This is a genomic window from Ensifer sp. Root31 (genome assembly GCF_001424825.1).
In the GTDB taxonomy this organism is placed as follows: Bacteria; Pseudomonadota; Alphaproteobacteria; order Rhizobiales; family Rhizobiaceae; genus Ensifer; species Ensifer canadensis.
Genome location: NZ_LMCO01000034.1, coordinates 212,140 through 232,784 on the forward strand (window position 1 = coordinate 212,140; position 20,645 = coordinate 232,784).

Genomic DNA, 20,645 nt, shown 5'->3' on the forward strand with positions numbered 1-20,645 from the left:
CGCCCGGCGCGCCGCGATGGCCGCGACGATCGCCATCGCCCTTTCCGGCTGCATGTCAGCCTTTGACGAAGTTCGTGCGCCGCCGCCGATCCCGGCGAAACTGATCGGCGCCATGGCCAAGAACGGCTCCAAGCCGGAAAGCCCGGTGCTCGTTCGCATCTTCAAGCAGGAAAGCGAACTCGAGATCTGGAAACAGAACAAATCCGGGCAGTATGCGCTCCTCAAAACCTATCCGATGTGCCGTTGGTCTGGAAAGCTTGGGCCGAAGACCAAGGCGGGCGACCGCCAGGCGCCGGAAGGGTTTTACCACGTGTCCGCCCGCATGCTGAATCCGAAGTCGCAATTCTATCTGTCGTTCAATCTCGGCTACCCCAACCGGCTCGAGCAGGCTCTCGGCTACACCGGTGAGGCGCTGATGGTGCATGGTGCCTGTTCGTCATCCGGTTGCTACGCGCTGACGGACCAGGGGGTCGGAGAAATCTATCCCGTCGTCCAGCGCGCGCTCGCGGGCGGTCAGGGGCAATTCCAGGTGCAGGCCTATCCGTTCCGCATGACGGCAACGAATATGGCGCGGAACAGCGGTGACCCGAACTTCAATTTCTGGAAGAACATCAAACAAGGCTACGACATCTTTGAAGCGACGAAGCGCCAGCCGAAGGTTTCGGTCTGTGGCGGTCGTTACGTCTTCAACACCGACTTTGCCAACGGCGAGCCGACCGACCCGCTTGGCGCCTGCCCTGCGACCACGGCAACATCGGACGCCGGGCTGATGGCAAGGCTGCAAACGGAAGACGCCAAGGTCGCGGGCATAGTCGCCAATCAGACGCCCGCTCCGGTGAATTCCTATGTCGATGGCGGCATGCATCCAAGCTTCCGGACGCTGCTTGAGAAAAACGGCGCTGAAAAGCTGGCCGCCAAGATCTCGGGAACTAAATACCCCATTAGCCGACCGGACGCGGCGCTGGCAGATCCCTATGCCGGCCTGTGATCGGTGGCGGCGGGAGATGAGCAGCGCTAGATGCGCCATTCCCCCGGTAGTCACCGAACACAGGTAATTGAGGTTCCCCATGCCGCAACGTGACGTCTGCCGCCGATCCTTCCTCAAGCTTTCCGCCGGCATGGCGGTGCTCGGTTTGGCGGGGTGCGGCTCGACGCGCGAGCGGGTTGCACAGCAATACGCCCCGGCGCCGGAACCGGTGCCCGCCGCCAACACCGTGCTCTCCGAGATGTATGGCGAACGGCCGGGAGAAACCTATCCTCTGCCGGCGATCCCTTACGAAAAGATCGACCCGCGATATTACAGGCAGATGGTGCCCGATCCGACGGGCGAGCGGCCCGGCACTTTGGTTGTCGATGTCGGCAACCATTTCCTCTATCGCGTCTATGAGAACGGCCAGGCGATGCGCTACGGCGTCGGCCTCGGCCGGGCCGGCTTCGCCTGGGCCGGTCGCGGCGTCATCCAGTACAAGCGGCCTTGGCCGCGCTGGAAACCGCCGAACGAAATGGTCGCACGCCAGCCGGAACTGCAGCAGTACAGCATCGAGGCCGGCGGCATGGAGCCGGGGTTGAAGAACCCGCTTGGCGCCCGCGCGATGTATATCTTCCAGAACGGGGAAGATACGCTTTACCGCATCCATGGCTCCCCGGAATGGTGGACCATCGGCCAGTCGGTGTCGTCGGGGTGCGTGCGCATGATCAACCAGGACGTCGTCGATCTCTATGACCGCGTGCCGAACGGCACGCCGGTCGTGGTGACGGACCTTTCGGGCGGCGGAATGGCGGCGCAAACACCGGCCCAGCCGCAGGACAATCTCCTGCCTGGCGAAGGCGGCATCCCCGGCGCACCCCCGCCGATTTATTAGGACCGGCGATGTCGACCGTGGGAGCATTCAACGCTCCCACGGTCGACAGCTGGCCTCAGATGACGAGCAGCGGCGTCTTTCCCCGGACGCGATTATAGAGGTCGATTGCGTCCTGCTGCAGCATCCGCACGCAACCGGCCGAAGCGTTCTTGCCGATCGAGCGCCACTGCGGCGACCCATGGATGCGGTAGAGCGTATCCTGGCCATCCTGGAAGATATACATCGCCCGCGCGCCGAGCGGATTGCTGAGGCCCGGATCCATGCCGCCCGCCTCGATGCCATATTTCTTCAGGTGCGGCTGGCGCGCGACCATGTCGTCCGGCACCGTCCAACGCGGCCACTTGCGCTTCCAGTGCACGACCGCCCTGCCCTTCCAGGCGCGTCCCTGTGCGCCAAGACCGACGCCATAGCGGATCGCCTTGCCGCCGGGCAGCACCCAGTAGAGGAACATCTTCTGCGTATCGACGACGATCGAATAGGCCGGCTCGTTGGTCGCATAGGCGACCTCCTGCCGCAGGAATTCCGGCTTTATCGCATCGAACTGCACCCCCGGAACATCATAGCCCTCGTCCTTGACCGGACCGTAGATCTGGGCGTAATCGAGCTTTGGCGGCGGCTCATCCTTGCGCTCAAGCTCGATCGGGGCCTTCTCTGGCGGGGTGATGACGTCCTTGCTGGTCTTATCGGCGGCATTTGGCTCGAGACCGGGCTTGGGGACCTGTGTGCAGGCGCTCAAAATAGAGCTTGCGACCACTGCAAGCAGTGATCGGCGGGACAATTGAAAAGACACTTTTTTATTCCGGGTTGGATGTATGCGAGGAGAGAGTTGTGGCTGTTGGTCCCATTCGTGACCGAAATGTGGTCAAAGCCGATCTCTTTGGTGGATGATCCTCGCCAGTCGCTCGCCGCCAACTGAGTGTTGCAAAATTCACCCGGTCGGGCGCGAGCGGGGAGTCAACTTGACGGCAGACGGAAGCGGCAAGTCGCGTTCAGCCTAGCAGTTGGTCTAAAGCATATCGCGCAAAAGTGCGCAGCGGTTTTGCGATGACGACATGCACAAAAACAAGAGCTTAAAGCGCGCAAGCGAATCCTGGAAATCGCGACGCGCTTTAGGTGAAAGCGTCCTTCCGCAGCACACTCTCGGCCTGCTCCGAGCTCATCTCGAACACTTTTCTGCCTATCTCGAACCCGAAACCGTTGCGAGCGAATGCGGACAGCTCCTTGGCCTTGCGCTTGTCGTCGAGCTCGCCGCGGCGGAAGGGGCCGAAAGCGCGCTTGCGAGCAAAGACCACGGCAGCAAACAGATCGTCGGTCTCCTCCAGCGCCACGGCGGCGGTTTCCCTGTCGATGCCCTTCGCCGAAAGCCTCTGCGCAATCGCCCGTTTCGACTTCCCGCTGCGCACCGCCGACTGCGTGCTGAGCTGCGCATAATCCGCGTCGTTCAGGGCATTCAGATCATAGGCGAACTTGACCGCGAACTCGGCAACGGCCTTGAGCTGCTGCTGGCTGATATCCTCGAACTTCTGTCGCGCCTTCCGGGTGATGGCGTCGAACAACTGTTTCTCCGTCATCATCTGTCGTTCGAGGCGATAGACCGCCGAATTGCGCGCCCAGGACAGCATGCGCGCGGTCGGCGCGTCGGAGGGCGGCGTGTCAGAAGGCGGATCGTCGGCTTGTAGATCGTTTGATGTCACAGGGTGGGCGGGCTCTTTTGGGATGCGCTTGATGGGCGATATTTCGCCCACAGAGATAGCCGCAAACGTGGCGCTTCGGTAGTCGCCACGGGCGGGATTGATTGCGGTAACGCTAGCCCGGCATTTTGCGACCGGAAACCGATGGGCATTTCAGCCATTGCCAACCGGGCCTTTGCAATGTGATCTGCGGCTGATATGTTCCTAATTCGTTCCCCGTCGTGAATCTCTCATATCGAGCGCGGGGATGCCTCGGCGTCGCCCGCAGGGCCGAGCAATCGGTGCCAGCGTTCAGCGCGAGAGGTAGAATCGGCAGAGACTTACCGGGGACTTCGGCGTGGCGGCGGCCTATCTGGAAAAATTGAATGATCGACAGCGCGATGCCGTCGAATTTGGCGTAACCGCACCCGGCGAAACGCTTGCAGGGCCACTCCTGATCATCGCCGGCGCCGGGTCGGGCAAAACGAATACGCTCGCCCATCGTGTTGCCCACCTCATCGTCAATGGCGCCGACCCCCGCCGCATCCTGCTGATGACGTTTTCGCGCCGTGCGGCCTCCGAAATGGCGCGACGGGTCGAGCGCATCTGCGCCCAGGTGCTTGGGGCAAACGCCACTGTTGCCACCGATGCGCTCACCTGGGCCGGAACATTCCACGGCATCGGCGCGCGCCTGCTGCGCATCTATGCCGAGCAAATCGGCTTGAATGTCGATTTCACGATCCATGACCGGGAAGACAGTGCCGACCTGATGAACCTTGTCCGGCATGAGCTCGGCCTCTCGAAGACCGAGAGCCGCTTCCCGACCAAGGGCACCTGCCTGTCGATCTACTCGCGGGCGGTCAACTCCGAGACGCCGCTGAGCGAGGTCTTGCGCGCGCACTATCCCTGGGTTTCCGGTTGGGAGGAGCAGTTGAAGCAGCTGTTTTCCTGTTATGTCGAGGCAAAGCAGACGCAGAACGTGCTCGATTACGACGACCTGCTGCTCTACTGGGCGCAGACCGTCAGCGTGCCGGAACTGGCCGAGGACATCGGCAACCGTTTCGACCATGTGCTGGTCGACGAATATCAGGATACCAACCGGCTTCAATCATCCGTGCTGATGGCGTTGAAGCCAGGCGGCAGGGGCCTGACGGTCGTGGGCGACGATGCCCAGTCGATCTATTCGTTCCGGGCAGCGACAGTGCGCAACATCCTGGATTTTCCGGGCGAGTTCACCCCTCCGGCCGACGTCATCACGCTTGATCGAAACTATCGTTCCACCCAGACGATCCTTGCCGCTGCCAACGGCGTCATCGATCTCGCCCGGGAACGCTTCACCAAGAACCTCTGGACCGAGCGGCAGTCGGCGGAAAGGCCCAAGCTGCTGGCGGTCGCGGATGAAGCCGACCAGGCGCGCTATATCGTCGAGAAGGTTCTGGAGAACCGAGAGATCGGCATGACGCTGAAGCAGCAGGCGGTGCTGTTTCGCTCGTCGAACCACAGCGGGCCGCTCGAGGTGGAGCTGACCCGGCGCAATATCCCTTTCGTGAAATTTGGCGGGCTGAAGTTTCTCGACAGCGCCCATGTCAAGGACATGCTGGCGGTGCTCAGGTTTGCGCAGAACCCGCGGGATCGGGTCGCCGGCTTTCGCCTGCTGCACATGATCCCCGGTGTCGGCCCGCAGACGGCCGGCAAGATCCTTGACGCGATCGCCGCCGACCCGGAACCGCTGGCAGCCCTCGGGGAGATCCCCGCCCCGCCGCGGTCCGGCGACAACTGGCGGGATTTCGTCACCCTGATCGAGGGGCTACGCAAACAGGCAGGCGGCTGGCCGGGTGAAATTGCCCAGGCACGCGAATGGTACGAGCCGCATCTCGACCGCATCCACGAGGACGCGGACACCAGAAAGGCCGACCTCCTGCAACTGGAGCAGATCGCCGGCGGCTATCCGAGCCGGGAACGCTTCCTGACCGAACTGACGCTCGATCCGCCTGATGCGACCAGCGACCAGGCCGGCGTGCCGCTGCTTGACGAGGACTATCTGATCCTTTCGACGATCCATTCGGCCAAGGGGCAGGAATGGCGCTCGGTCTTCATGCTCAATGTCGTCGACGGCTGCATCCCCTCCGATCTTGGCGTCGGCACCACGCATGAGATCGAAGAGGAGCGCCGGCTGCTCTACGTCGGCATGACACGGGCAAAGGACAGCCTGACGCTGATCACCCCACAGCGGTTCTTCACGAGCGGCCAGCATGCGCAGGGCGATCGCCACGTCTACGCCTCGCGCACGCGGTTCATTCCGGCAACGCTCCTGCAGTTCTTCGAGACGGCATCCTGGCCGGTGGTCAGCGCCTCAGCGTCCGAGCGCAGCGCCAGGCAGATCCGCATCGATGTGGGCGCGCGCATGCGGACCATGTGGAAGTAAGGAGCGGCACGTGGCCGAGCCTAGCGACACCGTGATCGGAAGACAGACTACAGCCGATGCGTCGGGAACGGAGCGGCAGCGCAAGATCATCCATATCGATATGGACGCCTTCTATGCTTCGGTCGAACAGCGCGACAATCCGGAGCTGCGCGGCAAGCCGGTGGCTGTCGGCGGCGCGGCTGCGCGAGGTGTCGTTGCCGCCGCAAGTTACGAGGCACGCAAGTTCGGCGTCCATTCCGCCATGCCATCCGTCACTGCGAAGCGAAAATGCCCCGATCTCATCTTCGTCAAGCCGCGCTTCGACGTCTATCGCGCCGTGTCGCAGCAGATCCGCGAGATTTTTGCCGAATATACGCCTGTCATCGAACCCCTGTCGCTCGATGAGGCCTATCTCGACGTGACCGACAATCTGAAGGGCATGGAGATCGCGACCGAGATCGCCGAGGAGATCCGCGCGAAGATCAAGGCAACGACGAACCTGACGGCCTCGGCCGGCGTCAGCTACAACAAGTTCCTCGCCAAGATGGCGAGCGACCAGCGAAAGCCGGACGGGCTGTTCGTCATCACGCCCAAGAACGGGCCGGCTTTCGTCGAAGCGCTTCCAGTGAAAAAGTTCCATGGCGTCGGGCCGGCAACGGCCGAGCGGATGAAGCGGCTGGGCATCGAAACCGGCTTCGACCTGCGACAACAGACCCTGGCGTTCCTGCAGGAGCATTTCGGCAAATCCGGCCCGTACTTCTACGGCATCGCCCGCGGCATTGACGAGCGACGGGTGCAGCCCGACCGGGTGCGCAAATCGGTTGGTGCGGAAGACACATTCGTCGAGGATATTTTCGAGTTCGAACCGGCATGTGCCGAGTTGCTGCCATTGGCCGACAAAGTCTGGCGATACTGCGAGGCGCAGGGGATCAGCGGAAAGACGGTGACCGTCAAGGTGAAGTACTCAGACTTTACCCAGGCGACACGCAGCAGGACGCTCGGCACACCGGTCGCAGGAGCGTCCGAGATCCTTGAGGTTGCGGTTTCGCTGCTGGTATCGGTCCATCCGTTCAAGCGCGGCGTACGCCTGCTGGGGGTCACGCTATCGTCGCTCAATGGCAACGAGGAAGAAGCCCGCTCGCAGCTGGAACTTTCTTTCTGAAGATTATCCCATGCCAAAAGAAAAAGCCTGCCGCGGGAGGAGGTGCGGCAGGCTTTCAAAAGAATTGAATGGCAACCGGGAGGAGGAGTGTCGCCATTCCGGCAAGCGCTCGTTGGGAGGAGGAGAAAGCACTTGCACACTCGAAGTCCTGCGGGAGGAGATGCATCGCTTCGATGAGTTGACTATACAAGAAACCTACCGATTTCGTAGATCTGACTTCGCAGACCAGCCATGCGTGGAGCGCCGGTCAGGCGGCTCAGCGCACCTTGAAGCGGTCGAAGGCTGTCAGCCGCACCATCGGCGGATCGGCCTCGTTCCAGCGATAGATTTCGGTTCTGAGGTAGCGCAGCTCCTCGTCCAGCCCCTCTTCGCCGATCTCGATCCACCAGGATTTTGGGCGCCCATCGCTGCCGTCGGACCAGCGATAGCCGCGGCCCTTCAGGTGGTCCTTCATTTCGAAGGGGCTGTTTTCCGCATAGAGGCGAACGCGTGATCGCTGGCTTGCCGCGTAGAGCTCGGCAAAAGGTGTCTCTTGCGTATCATCGGCTGGGCCCGCAATCACCTCGAGCAGGGCAAAACAATCGTCGACGGCGCGGTGGCCGTCGTGGAAATATCCCGCCTGGCCGATGAGGTAGCCGAGCTTCGTGCCCTCGAAGCCGCGGTCGCTCCAGCCGATCTCGGAGACCGAGCAGGCCCAGGCCTTCTTCTCGAAGATCGGCGAAAAAGCTTCGCAAAACGGCCGGTCGAACCCGGCATTGTGGGCGATGATCAGATCGGCGCGCTCAATGATCGCCTGAAGCCGGGCAACATCGATGGTTTCGCCGGCGACCATTTCGTCGGTAATGCCGGTGATGCGCGTGATCTCGGCTGGAATGGAGCCGCTCGGCTGCCGCAGACCGCCATAGACGTCGATCACGTCGCCGATGGCCCCGTGAGCGTCAAAGGTGAACGCAATGACGCCGATCTCGATGATCTCGTCCTTGCGATGGTTGAGGCCGGTGGTCTCGGTGTCGAGGATGACGCCGACGAGCGGAAACTCGGCGCGCGGCGCGGCCACGACGGGGCGCGGCTCCAGCTTTTGCAGAACGCGGTAGCGACCCGTCGCCTCCAGATGATCGACCATGGCGCCGGCGCTCATGCCGGCAGCCGCGCGTGAGGACGCGCGCTTGGAGCGTGCGCCCTTCTCGTCCGGATCGGACGAAACAAACATGTCGTATTGCAATGCCATCAGCCCTTCTCCCGGAACTTTTGGCGAAAGGGAAGACCGAGCGCCTATCGCGCCATCACTTTCTCCCACTGTCAACAACCTGTGGCGAGCGGGCCGGATTTAACCCGGGAAAACCTGTGAGCGGACCGCCAAGCGGCAAGATCTCGGCCCGGAAGGGTCGAACGGGCGCCACTCACGGCGCCCGCGATGGTTCCGGTTAGCCGAGCGCGGCAACAGCCTCGATCTCGAACAGCATCCCGTCAAGCGCCAACCGCGGCACCGGGATCAGTGTGCATGTGGGTTTTGCGCCCTCACCCAGCGCCGCTTCCATTTCAGCACCGAAGATATGCAACCGTTCTTCGGAGTGGTCGACGATCAGCACCGTCAGCTTGACGATGTCGCTTGTATCAGCGCCCGCGGCACCAAGCGCGGTGCGCAGATTGGCGAGCGCCTGGCGGACCTGCAGTCGGAAATCCGGATCGAGAGCCCCTTGCACGTCCTCGCCTCCCTGGCCGGCGACAAAGACCAGCCGCACGCCCGCCGGGACCAGGCCGACATGGGAGTAACCATTGACCGATGCATCATAAAGCCCAGGAGGATTGAAAAGGCGAATAGGCGATTTTGTAGTTGTAGACGACATTTTTTGCTTTCCGTTGTTGCACGACGAAGCCGTGGAAACGCCGTATGGAGGATCGCCGACGTTGTGGGTCGGCGTGCCGGACAGCGCGTTCAGGCTCCATATCGTTTTGACGATCCAGCAATGCTTCCCGTGACGCGGGCGAGTGGATTTCTTTTTGGCTGCGAGCGTTCGCATTTAGACACAGGCGGTCACGGGTGCCGGATCCCGCGCGACGCGATGATTGAACTGCTTGCGTTCGAACAGGGCAGATCGGGTAGCTTCTTGCCCAACCCGACGACGGCCTTGATTGCTTTAACAGCAATGGCGTAGCTAGGCAGTCGGTTCGACAAATCGGTCCAACCGTCTCCGCATCACAGCGAAAGGTGCCCCATGAACGAAGAACCGAAAATCGTCCTGTCCCCGCTCTCGCAGGAGTTCTCCCGCGACGGCATCACTGTGACCGTCGAAATCTCCCGGATCGAGGACGGCAACGAGTGGGCGCTGGAAGTCATCGATACCCAGGGCATGTCGACACGCTGGGAGGATCTCTTCGCAACGGATGCCGCAGCGCTCGCCGAATTTCTCAGCGCCGTCGAGCAGGATGGCATGTCCGTGTTCGTGATGCCTTCGGCGCTGCACTGACGAGCTACCATATTTTCCGGCTCCGGGCCGAACGGCGCCACGACCGATAAAGTGACCGGCGCCGCTCCCGGGTCGAACCTCCCGCCATTGAAAGCGCCCGGGGCGACTTTCACGCCAGCCGCTCGCTGAGGGCAGACGTGCGAAGACGGGTGGTGTTCAACAGGCCGGCCGCCTGGATCAGCGGGTAAGCCGCGGCCGCTATGTGCGAATTGATCCGGTGCAGGTCACCAATAAGATCGATGAACAGAGCATTGCTTCTAAGACTGACGCCCTTTTCCATGCCTTCCCGGCCGAGATGCTCATTGATCGCGCGCTCCTCGAGCGCGCGGAAGCGATCTTTCTGGGATGCCAGGCGGGCGGCAGCGCCGACGTCGCGCGACGAAAGAGCCACCGGCACAAGGCGTAATGACACCGCGACCTCGTCGCAGAGCATATCGAGGGCCTCGCGCTGGCTCGGCGCCAACTGGATGTCCTGCTTGATCTTTGCCCGGATGCGGTCGGCGAGGTTGAGCTTGATCACATCACCCGCATGTTCGAGATTGCTGGCAAAAAGCATGATCTCAAAAGCGCGGCGCGTATCGCCACCCGACAGTTCGCCCTGGGCCAGCCGGCCGAGATAGGCATGGACCGACCCCATGTAGGTGCCGAGCTTGAAATCGATGGCGTTGACCTCCTTCAATGTCTCCAACCGACTGGACGACAACGCCGTGAGCGACATCTTGAACATGCGCTCCAGCAGTTCGCTCATCCGGATCGTCTCGATCGTGGCATTGGAAAGCGCGACGGCCGGCGTCGTCAACGAAGCGCTGTCGAGATAGCGCGGTGTGGCCAAGGGATCATCGGCGGCCGAAGCATTGGGGATCAACCGGTCGACGAAGCGCACGACGACAGGGGAGATCGGCAGGAACACGGCGGCGACCGTCAAGTTGAACGCCGCATGGAGTCCGACCGCGACATGCAAGGGGTCCAGCGGCACACCGGCGGCAGCATCGACGATCTGTCGCGCCAACGGCAGCAGCGCGATTGCCAGAAGGCCGCGGCAAAGCAGATTGGCGACTGGGAGCCTTCGGGCGACAGATGGCTGGTCGAGGGTCGCGCTGACGGCCGGCAGGCCGCCGCCGAAATTGACGCCGAGGATCAGGGGCACGGCGCCGGCCACTTCCAGACTGCCATTGGTCAGCAGCGAAGCGATTAACAAGATGACCGCGAGCGTCGAATGGCAGAACCAGGCGAGACCGGCGCCGACGAGGAAACCGAGCACCGGCTCATTGGCGATCGCGGCGAGAACGTCGTGAAACAGCGTCGCCTCGCGCAGCGGAGCGGTCGCCGAAACGATGACCTTCAGTGCCAGCAACATGAGGCCGAGCCCCATCATGATGCGGCCGGCGTTTCGCGGGCGAAACTCGCTCGACGCTCCGAAGGTGAGATAGCCGGCAAACAGAAAAAGCGGCGCCATCGTCGTTGCCAGCGACGAGCCCGATGCGAAAAGGCCGGAGACGAGCGCCGAGCCGATATCGGCACCGAGCAGAACCGCAAGGCCTGTCGTCGCCCCGATCGCACCGGCGCCTGCCAGACCCGCTATTATCAACGCCATGGCCGTGGCGCTGCCGAGAACGGCGGTGGCGGCGATGCCGCCACCGAATGCTGTCAGCCGGTTGGACAGGCGCTGCTCGACGAACCGCTGCAGCCGATCGCCCCATCCCCGCATGACGCCGGTTCGAACCATCCGCACACCCCAGAGCAGGAGCGCGACGCCGCCGAGCAGCTCCACAATGACAAACGTTCCGGAATTCATGTCCAGCGAGGCCCTTCCGCTCGAAGCGATCAATCGGCGACGGAAATGTCGGGAGCGACAGATCCGATGTTGTAGCCTTCGAGCTGGGCTGCAGATCGGTCCGGCACGGGAAAATTCAGGATGGTTGCCGTGCCCGGCGTCACGGGAACGACGCGCGAGGGCGGCAGGTCCAGAAACTCGTGGCAGGCTGCGCGAATGACCCCGCCATGGGCGACCACCAGCAGGTCGCCATCCGTGCGCGACATCCAGTCACGAACCCCGTCAGCAACGCGATTGCGAAAGGCGATCCAGGTTTCGGCATTGGCGGGCGTGAAGGTGCCGGCGCGCCAGGCGGTGTAGTCCTCCGGACGTTCGGCGATCAGCTCCGGCTTGCGACGCCCCGTCCATTCGCCCATGTCGAGCTCGCGAAACCGCTCGTCGGACGGCGCGTCCGGATGTCCGATCAGCGCAACGGTCTGCCGCGTCCGGCCGAGATCCGATGCGATGATACGGGCGGGCTGCAGCGCCTTGGCATAGGGGCGGAAACGCCGGACCTGGGCAACGCCGCGTTCAGACAGCAGCGAGTTGTCCTGGCCCTGCAGCCGTTGTTCGGCGTTCCACTCGGTTTCGCCATGGCGCATGAGGATCAGCCTCATTGATTTATCCTTTCTCCGCTGACGGCAAAGACAGCGTCAGGGGTCCTGATGAATGACAGTGTGACGGCGTCCCCGGGCATTGCGCTGAAGTAACCCTCCGCCATGCCGGTGATGCGCAGATCGCCGAGCATGGCGGTGACCATCGTGCGTCCGGCGATCGGTGCTGCCTCGGCAAACCGCGCGGTGACCGACGGTTTGTCCGGCACCGCGCCGACGCAGACGTCCTCGGCCCGATAGAGAAGCTGCACCTCTGGATGGCCAGCGGCGATCGAGCCGGACACCAATGGCGTATCATTGAACACGAAAGTCTCTCCAACCCGGCGCGCCGGTAGGAGGTTGGCCGGCGGCGTGCCAAGAAAGGTGGCGACGAAGGTCGTTGCCGGGTTGCGCAGCAGCTCGATCGGCTTGCCGAACTGCTCGACACGACCATTGTTGAGCACTGCGACGTGCGTCGCCATGGTCATCGCTTCCACCTGGTCGTGGGTGACATAAACCGACGTGGCGCCCGTTGCCCGGTGTATCCGCATCAATTCGCTGCGCATCTCGATGCGCAGCTTGGCATCGAGGTTCGACAGCGGCTCGTCGAACAGCAGGATGCTGGGTTCGGGCGCGATCGTGCGGGCGATTGCCACGCGCTGCTGCTGGCCGCCGGAGATTTCCGCTGGATAACGTTCGGCAAGGGCACCAATGCCAAGTAGGGCAAGCACCTCCTTGACGCGGCGGTCGCGTCTTTCGCGCGGCCATCGCGCGACCTTCAACGGCCAGGCAATGTTGCCGGCGACGGTCATGTGCGGCCAAAGGGCGTAGCTCTGGAAGACGAGGCCGGCGTTGCGCCGCCCCGCGTCGGCGATGACGCCTCCCGCACCACTGGAGACCGTCTGGCCGACAAAGGCGATCTCGCCTTCGCTCGGGCTTTCCAGGCCTGCCAACATGCGCAGCAATGTCGACTTGCCGCAGCCGGACGGGCCGACGAGTACCAGGAACGAGCCGGCCGGGACCGAAATGTTGACATCCTTGACCGCCGTGAAGGCGCCAAATCGTTTGACGAGGTTGCGGATCTCTATGGCGTCCGCAGCGCCGGTTGCTAGGGCGTTCATGACTCTTTCCATTTCTGGACGCGGTTCTGGAGGCCGTGGGCCAGAAACGAGGCCGCAAGGCAGACGATAAGGATGACGAGGGTTATGGCGTTGGCAAACTGCATGAAGCCCTCGGCGGCATAACGATAGGCGACCATGCTGAGTACGGGCGACGTCGCGGTGAACAGCAGCACGACCAGCGAGAGATCGCGCACCATCTTGACGAAGACGAGGATCGCACCGGCAAAAAGGCCGCGGATCGCCAGCGGGAAGATGATCGCAAACAGCCGCCGGAGCAGGCCGGCCCCGGTCAGCCGCGCGCTTTCCTCGATGTCGGCGGAGATCTGACCGAGAACCGAGCGGCCGGACTGCACGGCAAAGGGGAGATTGTGGGCAGAGGCTGCAATCACCAGCAACGCGAAGGTGCCGTAAAGCGAAGGCAGCGGACCAATCGGCGCACCGAAGAGCGCGATATAGGCGGCTGCAAAGGCAATGCTCGGCACCAGAAGCGGAACGAAGGCAAGCTGGCTGAGGATCGTGGCGAGCAGACTGCCGCGGCGCTGGACGATGGTATAGGCGAGCGCGAGGCCAAGCAGCATCGTCGTCAGCGCGACGACAAGGCCGAGGCGGATGGTATTCCAGATCGCGTCGATCAGCACGGGATTGCGGAAGATGCCCGCCTGCCCCTGGGCAATTTCGCCGCCGCCTTCGCCGATCCAGAAATGCAGCGTCCAGTTCGAAAACAGGGCCCCGCTTTGAGGCGCAAGGCTTGAGGCCGCAAGCACCAGGACCGGCGTCACCGTGGTCAGAAGACCGACGAGCACGGCGACGGCAAAGAGCGGCCAGCGCCAGGCGCCAAGGGGAAACCGTTTCGTGCGTCCGCCCTTGCCGGTGACCGTGATGAAAGCCTTGCGGCCGGAGACGATGCGGTCCGATATCCACAGGAACAGTGCGGAAACGGCGATCAGCAACAGCGCAAGCACGAAGCCGCGCTCGTTCTGGCCGGTTTCGATCATGCCGAAGAGGCGGGTCGAAAGCGTCTGCATGCGCACCGGCAATCCCAGGAGCGCAGGTGCGGCGAAATTGGCAACGGCGCCGGCGAAGGTAAGCGAAGCGGCAGCGATCAGCGCCGGCGTGACGACGGGCAGGATGATGCCGAAGAAGATACGCGGACGCTTCGCACCAGCCATCTGACCGGCTTCAACGAGATCGGCGCCGACCGAACTCAGGGCCGCTGCGATAATCGCATAGGCCAGCGAATAATAGTGGGCGATCAGCACGATCGCGGTCGGCACCAGCCCCCAGGCGAGCCAGTCGGGAATGGCAAGGCCATTGGTTTCGAAGAAGCCGGCGGAGCCGCCGAGCCGTGAGTTTCGAAACAGCGTCCCCCAGGCAAGCGCCGCGGCGAAGCTCGGGATCATGTAGGGCAAGGTCCCCATCAGTCCGAGCAGGCGACGTCCCGGCACGTCGGTCAGGACCACCAGCCAGGCCAGAAACCCGCCGAGGATAAGACAGCCGCTGGCGACCCCGAAGCCGAGGACCATGGTGTTGAACAGGGGGCGCCACCAAAGATTGAAGGACAGCGGGCTGAAGAGCACCGCCTGCCAGGCCCCGATGCCTGCAGGGGTGAGCGTCGACAGAAGGATGCGCACAAGCGGCGCCACCACCAGGATGGCGACGATGGCAACGAGGATTGCCGGCATGACGAAGCCTGATCGGAGCAGCCGGCGACCGCCCGATGGCGCAAAGGTCGATATGAATGTCATTTGCGAACCTCGGCATTTGCCGGCGCAGCCTAAGTTGCGCCGGCAATAAGCCCGTTATTGAAGCGTGATGATGAGATCGGAGACGCGCCCGCGGGCAGCGGCGGTCTTTGCCGGGTCGATGGTCCAGGCCTTCAGCTCGCCGAGTTTGACGGAGTCCGGATGGTGGGCGATGGTCGTGCGCGTGGCATAGTCGCCGGGAACGTTGAACGGCTCGAAGCCGGCACCTCCCGTCGGCGTGTCGTCGCCGAACATGAAGTCGATCAGCAACCGGGCGGCGGCCGGATGCGGCGCCTTTTCAGCAATCGTCAGAACGGCCGGAAACAGGATGCCGTTGGCGGGCTCGACATTGTTGGCGACTTGCAGTGCCCAGCCTTCCTTCTCATTGTCACGCCGGTCCGAATAGGTGCCGAAGCCGACGGGAGGGTTCTTGGCAGTGGCATCGCCGACGGACTTGTTGAGCACGTCGCTATTGGGGACGAGGATCAGGTCGTTGGCAAAGAGGTCCTTGATGAACTGCTCGCCGGCGCCCTGAAGATCGGCATCAACGGCAATGTCCTTGCCGAACTGCGCCTTGTAGGCCGCGGCCATCTCATCCGGATGGAGCGCAATCTCCGTCAGGAGGTCGAGCAGTTCGCCGCGCTGGCTCGGATCGACCATCAGCACCTTGCCCTGCCACTCCGGCTGGGTCAGCTGCCACAGGTTGGTAACCGGTGAACCCCCGGGAAAGGCTTTCTCGTTGTACATCAGCACCTTGGTCGAAAGACGCTGGGTGAGCAGCGGCCCCTTGTAGCGATCGTCGATCTGGGCGGCGACGCGCGGCGGCACATAGTTGACGATGCGCTTGGCTTCGAGAAGCTTGCTGAAGACGACGGGCGTGTCGGCGATATAGAGCACGTCGACGGCATGAACGCCTGCCTGCTGCTCTGCCTCCAGACGCGCGATCTGCTTTGTCGAGCTCATGTCGAGGCCGATCAGGTCGACGCCCGGATAGGCCTCCTCGAAGGCTTTCTCGATCTTGGCGATCCGGCTCGACAACGAAAAGACGGTGACGCTGCCCTCCTTCTGCGCAAGCGGCAGCAGTTGTTCGGGCGTCATGCTATCCAGATCTGCCGCCATTGCTGCCGTGGGCAGCACGACACAGGCCGCAAGTGCGGACTTCATCAGTCGCTTCAACATGGTTTCCTCCTCCATTTTCCCCACTCAATCAAAGTCGTTGAACAGCTCCGACAGTTTCTCCAGCCTGCCGATCACCTCGCGTTCATGCCTGCCGGCAATCGTCAGGACGATGCCGTTGACGATGGCAAAGGGGATGGTCGGTGTCTGAAACTCGCTTCCCGAACGCCCCCGCGGCGCGGCCAGCATCAAGTCCGCAATCGGCTCCATCAGCGGTCCGGCAAGGTCCGAAATCAAAATCGTTCGCGCGCCGACGCGCCGGGCATGCTGCACCAGCGGCGCATAGCTTTGCGGCTGCTTGCGAAAGGCGAGCGCAATGACGACGTCGCTCTTGTCCATGCTGACCATGCGCTCGGCGATGTCCCGGCCGCGGCCGGTGAGCGCGATCGTCGTCATGCCGAACCGGTCGAGGCGACGCTGCAGGAAGCCGGCGACGGACTGTGCGTGCCCCTGGCCAAACACGAACACCCGGCGCCCTTCGAAGATGATGTCGGCAGCGAGATCCACATCACTTTGCGGCACCGAGCGCGCGAGCGTTTCCAGGGCCGAAATCTCCGCGGCAATCAGATCGGTCAGATAATCGCCGTGCTCGACCTTGGCGACCGAGCGGCGCATGCGGGTCGCGGCATCCTGATCATCAAGCACCTCGCGCTGCAGCTGTGCGCGCAGATCCGGAAAGCCGCGGTAACCCAGCTTCTGCGCCAAACGGGTGACCGTCGCCTCATGAACGCTGGCCCGCTGCGACAGCTGCGGGCCGGACAGAAACGCAGCCTCCGCCCGGTTCTCGAGCATCGTCGCGATCAGCTTTTGGTCGGCCTCGGTCAGCCTTTTCGATTGTGCCTTTATGCGATCGATGAGTGTCATGGCGCTCTACAAGTTTCTTTGCATGACACATCGTTCAAGCAAACGACCTTGCAGTCAAGGCGACACCCGCAAGAATCCTTGCAAGGCTCTGCAAGGCTTGGCCCAGCACTCGAAAATCAGTCTAATCTCTAGGGTTTCCCGCGGCTATCGGACGAAATCCACGCCAAAGTGGGCAGAAAACTGGCGCTTGCGACAGTGTGGAACGTCGCCGACAAAAATCTTTGCAAAGACCCGCAAAGGAATGGACGCCGTGCTGCCGCTCATTGCAGAACGGCGGTCGAAGGCGCGGGCGGCTGCAAGGTTGTCGGCAGCGACGCATCGGCCCGGGCAGCATGACATTCACTGGCGGCCTCGACGTTCAACGGCGACCGGTGGGGAAGCTTTCCGGGAAGCGAGGCAACAGAGCTCCCGCGACGACGAGGGAAGGAGCGCAAGCGAAGCGCCCTTCGCACCGTTCAGGCCTCGAAATCGCCGAACACATCCTGCAGCCGCGTCAGCATGCCGACCCGTTCGCTGACCTCGTCACCCAGGACGACGATGATGTTGCTGAGCATCAGGTCCATGACGGCAATAGTCGTGGCAGCACCATCCCACAGGGGGCCATGCGAGCCCGGGACCACAAGGCAGATATCCGACACCTCTGCTGCCCAGGGGCAATATTCGTCCGTGTAGAGGATGACCTTGACGCCGGCCCGGCGCGCCTCCATCGCGAGCGGCTTCGCCTTGGCGGCAAAGCGGCGCACGTCGTGCAGAAAGAGCACGCGGCCCTCCACCGAACCATCGAGCAGTTCCGAATAGGTTCCGTTCAGGCCATCGACGAATTGCACCCGCGAGCGGGTATAGGAGAGCTGGCTGGCAAAATACTGAGCGATACCGCGCACGTTCTGATAGGCGGCGACATAGACTTCGCTGGCACCGATCAGCGCGTCGATCGCCTGCTGCCATTCCGGCGAGGTCGTCAACTCGTAGACCATGCCGAGATTGTTGATCTGCTCCTGAATCAAGCCTGCAAGCAGCTTGCCCTCGCGAATGTCTTCGCGCAGCCTGTCGACCGGACCCTTCACCTGCCAGGCCGGGTTGGAGCTGCCGCGCCGCAGCTCGTGCTTCAGCTGGTCGAGGCCGTCGAAGCCCATGCGCCGGAGGTAGCGCCCGACGGTCATCGGCGACAGCTCGAGACGGCTTGCGATCGACTTTGCCGTTTCGAACGGGATCTCCGCCAGATTGCGCTCGATGTAATGGGCAATCAGCTTGTCGGATTTCGACCGCCTGAGTTCCTCGCTCTGCACGAGCTTCAGGATTCGTTGTGCCACGTCCCCTCCCCGGAGATACTTCCGCCCGCTGACAGCGCCGCGCGTCGGATATGACGCGCAAACGACGCTGCAAGGCCTTTTAACTTGCGGCAGGCGGGCGGAATTGCCGATCTTTGTCGCCGCTACTGCGCCGTCTTCACCTTCGTCCAGACACGATCGAGCTGGCGCACGCCGGAGCCCAGGTCCTCGAAGATCTGGAGCCGTTGCATCGTTTCGGGCGTCGGATTGATTTCCTTGCTATTCTTGATCTGGTCGGGGGTCAATTGCCGTGCCGGTACGTTGGCGGTGCCGTTGGTCTGCTGGGAGACGTTGAGCGCGGCGACTTCCGGACGGGTGTAGAACTGCAGGAACTTAATGGCGCTATCCTTGTTCGGCGCGGTCTTCAGGACGCAGATATCCTCCTGGTACATGGTCGCGCCTTCCTCGGGGATCACGTAGCCAAGGTCCTTCTGGTTGGCAAAGACGTCGACCATCGCGCCGACGAAGAAATGACCGGCGGCGACGTCGCCGGACTGCACCATCGGCCGGGTATCGTAGGTGAAGGCAGCGACGTCAGGTTTCATCGCGATGATCGTATCGGCCGCCTGCTGCAGCTCGGCGGGGTCGGTCGAGTTGACCTTGTGGCCGTTGAGGATCAAGCCCACGGCCAGAACCTCGCGCATGTCGTCGAGCAGAGTGAACTTCAGCCCCTTTTCCTTGACGGTCGCAATCAGGTCCTTCCAGCCGACGACGTCCTTGCCCAGGACCTTGCGGTTGTAGACGATGCCGACGGTTCCGAAGGCGTAGGGCAGGCAAAACTCGCCCTTGGGGTCGCTCTTAGCCCTCAGGAACGCCGGGTCGATGTTCTTGAAACCTTCATAGGCATTGATGTCGGTTTTCTCCAGAAGGTCGAGCTTGGACATGATGTCCTGCATGTGCACCGACGGAAAGACGACGTCATAGCCGGTCGCGCCGCCCTGGATCTTCGCCAGCATCTCCTCGTTGGAGGAATAGGTGGAGAGGTTGACCTTGATCTGGGTCTCCTCCTCGAACTTCTTCAGGACCGCCGGATTGATGTATTCGCCCCAGTTGTAGATGTTGAGCTCGGCGGCATGGCCGAGGCCGGTCATGGCGATCAAGGCGGACAGCGAGAATGCGGCGGCCCGTGCGGGGCCGAAGAGTTTGGCCCTGGTCGCCCGGACGACGCGGCTTGCTTTCGTCATAGATAGTCTCCTCTGATGGTTCGTGGGGACTTGCGCCCCCAGGATCGGACCGTTCCCTGGTCCTTGCCGGCTCCGGCTTCTGCGGCCGTTGACACCGATGAGTAAATGGTATCCATATATCCAAAACGCACAAGCGTTATTTAAATAACATTTTGGGGAATGACAGATGCAGGATTCCATTGTCCGGCTGGAGGGGGCGAGCAAAGCCTTCGCCACTCCGGAAGGCGGGAGCGTGACAGCGCTTGATGCCATCGATCTTCAGGTGCGGCGCAACGAGTTCCTCACGCTTCTCGGACCATCCGGCTGCGGCAAGACCACGTTGCTGCAGGCGATCAGCGGCTTCGTCGAGCTCGACGGCGGACGCATCCTGATCGACGCGGAGGACATGACCGACAGGCCACCCTATCGCCGCCCCGTCAACACGGTCTTCCAGAACTACGCGCTCTTCCCGCACATGACGGTCGGTGAAAACACCGCCTATGCGCTTGAGGTCGCCGGCGTCGCCAAGGCCAGGCGGCGCGAGCAGGTGGCAGCCGCCCTGAAGATGGTGGGCCTTGAGGGCATGGAGGGCCGGCGCCCGCGCCAGCTTTCCGGCGGCCAGCAGCAACGGGTCGCGCTTGCGCGTGCCATCATCGCGCGTCCCAAACTGCTTTTGCTCGACGAGCCGCTTTCGGCCCTCGACAAGAACCTGCGCCAGGCCATGCAGATAGAGCTGAAGACACTGCAGCACGAGCTCGGCATCTCCTTCATCTTCGTGACGCACGACCAGCAGGAAGCGCTCACCATGTCGGATCGCGTCGCCGTTCTTTCGGGTGGGCGCATCCAGCAGCTCGATACGCCCCGCGCGATCTATGACCGCCCGGTCAACAGTTTCGTCGCGACGTTCATCGGTGCAAGCAATCTCTTCGAAGGCAGGATCGATGGCGACCGGTTGATGACCAGCGACGGTACGGAAATCCGCCATCGGCGAACGCCGTCAGCGGCATCGGGTGCAGCGACGGCGCTGATCCGGCCTGAGCAGTTCTTCCTCGCCGATGAAGCCGAGCCCTTTCCCTGTCTCCACATCGACCTGGAAGCCATCGTCTTCGTCGGCTCGACGTTCGAGCTGTTCGGCCGCACACAGGCGGGCAGAAAGATCGTCGCCGAGATCCCCGCCGGCCGTCGCAGCCTGATCGGCGACATCGAGCGGACGCGCCGCGCCCGGCTCGCCTATGACCCGGCAGCCGTACACCTCATTCACCCTTGCGCGGAGGCGTGA

Annotated in this window: 18 protein-coding genes; 6 read left to right on the forward strand and 12 right to left on the reverse strand. The window is 62.8% G+C overall.

Translation table 11 applies throughout. The annotated features are described in order from the left end of the window. The first annotated feature begins 16 nt into the window (after positions 1–16). Both ASD00_RS25540 and ASD00_RS25545 read left to right on the forward strand, forming a co-directional pair. Positions 17–988: a murein L,D-transpeptidase family protein gene (locus tag ASD00_RS25540; RefSeq protein WP_057210110.1), complete on the forward strand. Its 972-nt coding sequence runs from the start codon at positions 17–19 to the stop codon at positions 986–988. A 79-nt stretch (positions 989–1,067) separates the two neighbouring features. Continuing rightward, on the forward strand, positions 1,068–1,862 hold the full coding sequence (locus ASD00_RS25545) for a L,D-transpeptidase (protein WP_025429358.1): 795 nt from the start codon (positions 1,068–1,070) through the stop codon (positions 1,860–1,862). A gap of 55 nt (positions 1,863–1,917) precedes the next feature. On the opposite strand, the gene ASD00_RS25550 is transcribed toward ASD00_RS25545, so the two are convergent. Next, positions 1,918–2,598, reverse strand: a complete 681-nt coding sequence (locus ASD00_RS25550) for a L,D-transpeptidase (protein WP_244496127.1) — start codon at positions 2,596–2,598, stop codon at positions 1,918–1,920. A gap of 373 nt (positions 2,599–2,971) precedes the next feature. After that, positions 2,972–3,484, reverse strand: a complete 513-nt coding sequence (recX, locus tag ASD00_RS25555; protein WP_057210112.1) for a recombination regulator RecX — start codon at positions 3,482–3,484, stop codon at positions 2,972–2,974. A gap of 406 nt (positions 3,485–3,890) precedes the next feature. Here recX and ASD00_RS25560 point away from each other — a divergent pair, with 406 nt between their 5' ends. Both ASD00_RS25560 and dinB read left to right on the forward strand, forming a co-directional pair. Continuing rightward, entirely contained in the window at positions 3,891–5,957 is a 2,067-nt protein-coding gene (locus ASD00_RS25560; protein ID WP_057209930.1) for an ATP-dependent helicase, read from the forward strand. A 100-nt stretch (positions 5,958–6,057) separates the two neighbouring features. Beyond that, on the forward strand, positions 6,058–7,098 hold the full coding sequence (dinB, locus tag ASD00_RS25565; RefSeq protein ID WP_225906267.1) for a DNA polymerase IV: 1,041 nt from the start codon (positions 6,058–6,060) through the stop codon (positions 7,096–7,098). Between the two features lie 256 nt (positions 7,099–7,354). Here the strand turns inward: dinB and ASD00_RS25570 are convergent, their stop codons facing one another. Both ASD00_RS25570 and ASD00_RS25575 read right to left on the reverse strand, forming a co-directional pair. After that, a complete protein-coding gene (locus ASD00_RS25570; RefSeq protein ID WP_057209932.1) occupies positions 7,355–8,326 on the reverse strand; it encodes a 3'-5' exonuclease in 972 nt (323 codons plus the stop codon). Between the two features lie 196 nt (positions 8,327–8,522). Beyond that, positions 8,523–8,945: a RidA family protein gene (locus tag ASD00_RS25575; protein WP_025429364.1), complete on the reverse strand. Its 423-nt coding sequence runs from the start codon at positions 8,943–8,945 to the stop codon at positions 8,523–8,525. A gap of 369 nt (positions 8,946–9,314) precedes the next feature. Between ASD00_RS25575 and ASD00_RS25580 the strand changes: the two genes are divergently transcribed. After that, entirely contained in the window at positions 9,315–9,566 is a 252-nt protein-coding gene (locus ASD00_RS25580; RefSeq protein WP_025429365.1) for a hypothetical protein, read from the forward strand. A gap of 109 nt (positions 9,567–9,675) precedes the next feature. Here ASD00_RS25580 and ASD00_RS25585 read toward each other — a convergent pair whose 3' ends face one another. The 8 genes from ASD00_RS25585 to ASD00_RS25620 form a co-directional block, all read right to left on the reverse strand. Beyond that, complete coding sequence (locus tag ASD00_RS25585; protein WP_057209933.1) at positions 9,676–11,361, reverse strand: Na/Pi cotransporter family protein; 1,686 nt, start codon at positions 11,359–11,361, stop codon at positions 9,676–9,678. A gap of 29 nt (positions 11,362–11,390) precedes the next feature. Then, positions 11,391–11,996, reverse strand: a complete 606-nt coding sequence (locus ASD00_RS25590) for a histidine phosphatase family protein (RefSeq protein ID WP_025429367.1) — start codon at positions 11,994–11,996, stop codon at positions 11,391–11,393. Continuing rightward, positions 11,993–13,093 (reverse strand): ABC transporter ATP-binding protein, encoded by a 1,101-nt coding sequence (locus ASD00_RS25595; RefSeq protein WP_057209935.1) that lies wholly within the window; start codon positions 13,091–13,093, stop codon positions 11,993–11,995. The genes ASD00_RS25590 and ASD00_RS25595 overlap by 4 nt, the downstream gene beginning before the upstream one ends. After that, a complete protein-coding gene (locus ASD00_RS25600; RefSeq protein WP_128090415.1) occupies positions 13,090–14,775 on the reverse strand; it encodes an iron ABC transporter permease in 1,686 nt (561 codons plus the stop codon). Before ASD00_RS25600 ends, ASD00_RS25595 begins: the two co-directional genes overlap by 4 nt. Before the next feature lie 117 nt (positions 14,776–14,892). Next, a complete protein-coding gene (locus ASD00_RS25605; protein WP_082523730.1) occupies positions 14,893–16,014 on the reverse strand; it encodes an ABC transporter substrate-binding protein in 1,122 nt (373 codons plus the stop codon). 24 nt (positions 16,015–16,038) lie between these two features. After that, positions 16,039–16,875 carry a MurR/RpiR family transcriptional regulator gene (locus tag ASD00_RS25610; RefSeq protein ID WP_082523731.1) on the reverse strand — a complete coding sequence of 279 codons (837 nt, stop codon included), beginning with the start codon at positions 16,873–16,875 and terminating at the stop codon, positions 16,039–16,041. Between the two features lie 455 nt (positions 16,876–17,330). Beyond that, positions 17,331–18,185, reverse strand: a complete 855-nt coding sequence (locus ASD00_RS25615) for a MurR/RpiR family transcriptional regulator (protein ID WP_057209938.1) — start codon at positions 18,183–18,185, stop codon at positions 17,331–17,333. A 122-nt stretch (positions 18,186–18,307) separates the two neighbouring features. Next, entirely contained in the window at positions 18,308–19,387 is a 1,080-nt protein-coding gene (locus ASD00_RS25620) for a spermidine/putrescine ABC transporter substrate-binding protein (RefSeq protein WP_082523732.1), read from the reverse strand. Between the two features lie 166 nt (positions 19,388–19,553). Between ASD00_RS25620 and ASD00_RS25625 the strand changes: the two genes are divergently transcribed. Next, on the forward strand, positions 19,554–20,645 hold the full coding sequence (locus ASD00_RS25625) for an ABC transporter ATP-binding protein (protein ID WP_057209940.1): 1,092 nt from the start codon (positions 19,554–19,556) through the stop codon (positions 20,643–20,645).

Coding starts and splice junctions, on each gene's coding strand:
- ASD00_RS25540 (WP_057210110.1), top strand. CDS start 17: ATGGCCGCGACGATCGCCATCGCCCTTTCCGGCTGCATGTCAGCCTTT.
- ASD00_RS25545 (WP_025429358.1), top strand. CDS start 1,068: ATGCCGCAACGTGACGTCTGCCGCCGATCCTTCCTCAAGCTTTCCGCC.
- recX (WP_057210112.1), bottom strand. CDS start 3,484: ATGCTGTCCTGGGCGCGCAATTCGGCGGTCTATCGCCTCGAACGACAG.
- dinB (WP_225906267.1), top strand. CDS start 6,058: ATGGACGCCTTCTATGCTTCGGTCGAACAGCGCGACAATCCGGAGCTG.
- ASD00_RS25570 (WP_057209932.1), bottom strand. CDS start 8,326: ATGGCATTGCAATACGACATGTTTGTTTCGTCCGATCCGGACGAGAAG.
- ASD00_RS25575 (WP_025429364.1), bottom strand. CDS start 8,945: ATGTCGTCTACAACTACAAAATCGCCTATTCGCCTTTTCAATCCTCCT.
- ASD00_RS25580 (WP_025429365.1), top strand. CDS start 9,315: ATGAACGAAGAACCGAAAATCGTCCTGTCCCCGCTCTCGCAGGAGTTC.
- ASD00_RS25585 (WP_057209933.1), bottom strand. CDS start 11,361: ATGAATTCCGGAACGTTTGTCATTGTGGAGCTGCTCGGCGGCGTCGCG.
- ASD00_RS25590 (WP_025429367.1), bottom strand. CDS start 11,996: ATGAGGCTGATCCTCATGCGCCATGGCGAAACCGAGTGGAACGCCGAA.
- ASD00_RS25595 (WP_057209935.1), bottom strand. CDS start 13,093: ATGAACGCCCTAGCAACCGGCGCTGCGGACGCCATAGAGATCCGCAAC.
- ASD00_RS25600 (WP_128090415.1), bottom strand. CDS start 14,775: ATGCCGGCAATCCTCGTTGCCATCGTCGCCATCCTGGTGGTGGCGCCG.
- ASD00_RS25605 (WP_082523730.1), bottom strand. CDS start 16,014: ATGTTGAAGCGACTGATGAAGTCCGCACTTGCGGCCTGTGTCGTGCTG.
- ASD00_RS25610 (WP_082523731.1), bottom strand. CDS start 16,875: ATGACACTCATCGATCGCATAAAGGCACAATCGAAAAGGCTGACCGAG.
- ASD00_RS25620 (WP_082523732.1), bottom strand. CDS start 19,387: ATGACGAAAGCAAGCCGCGTCGTCCGGGCGACCAGGGCCAAACTCTTC.
- ASD00_RS25625 (WP_057209940.1), top strand. CDS start 19,554: ATGCAGGATTCCATTGTCCGGCTGGAGGGGGCGAGCAAAGCCTTCGCC.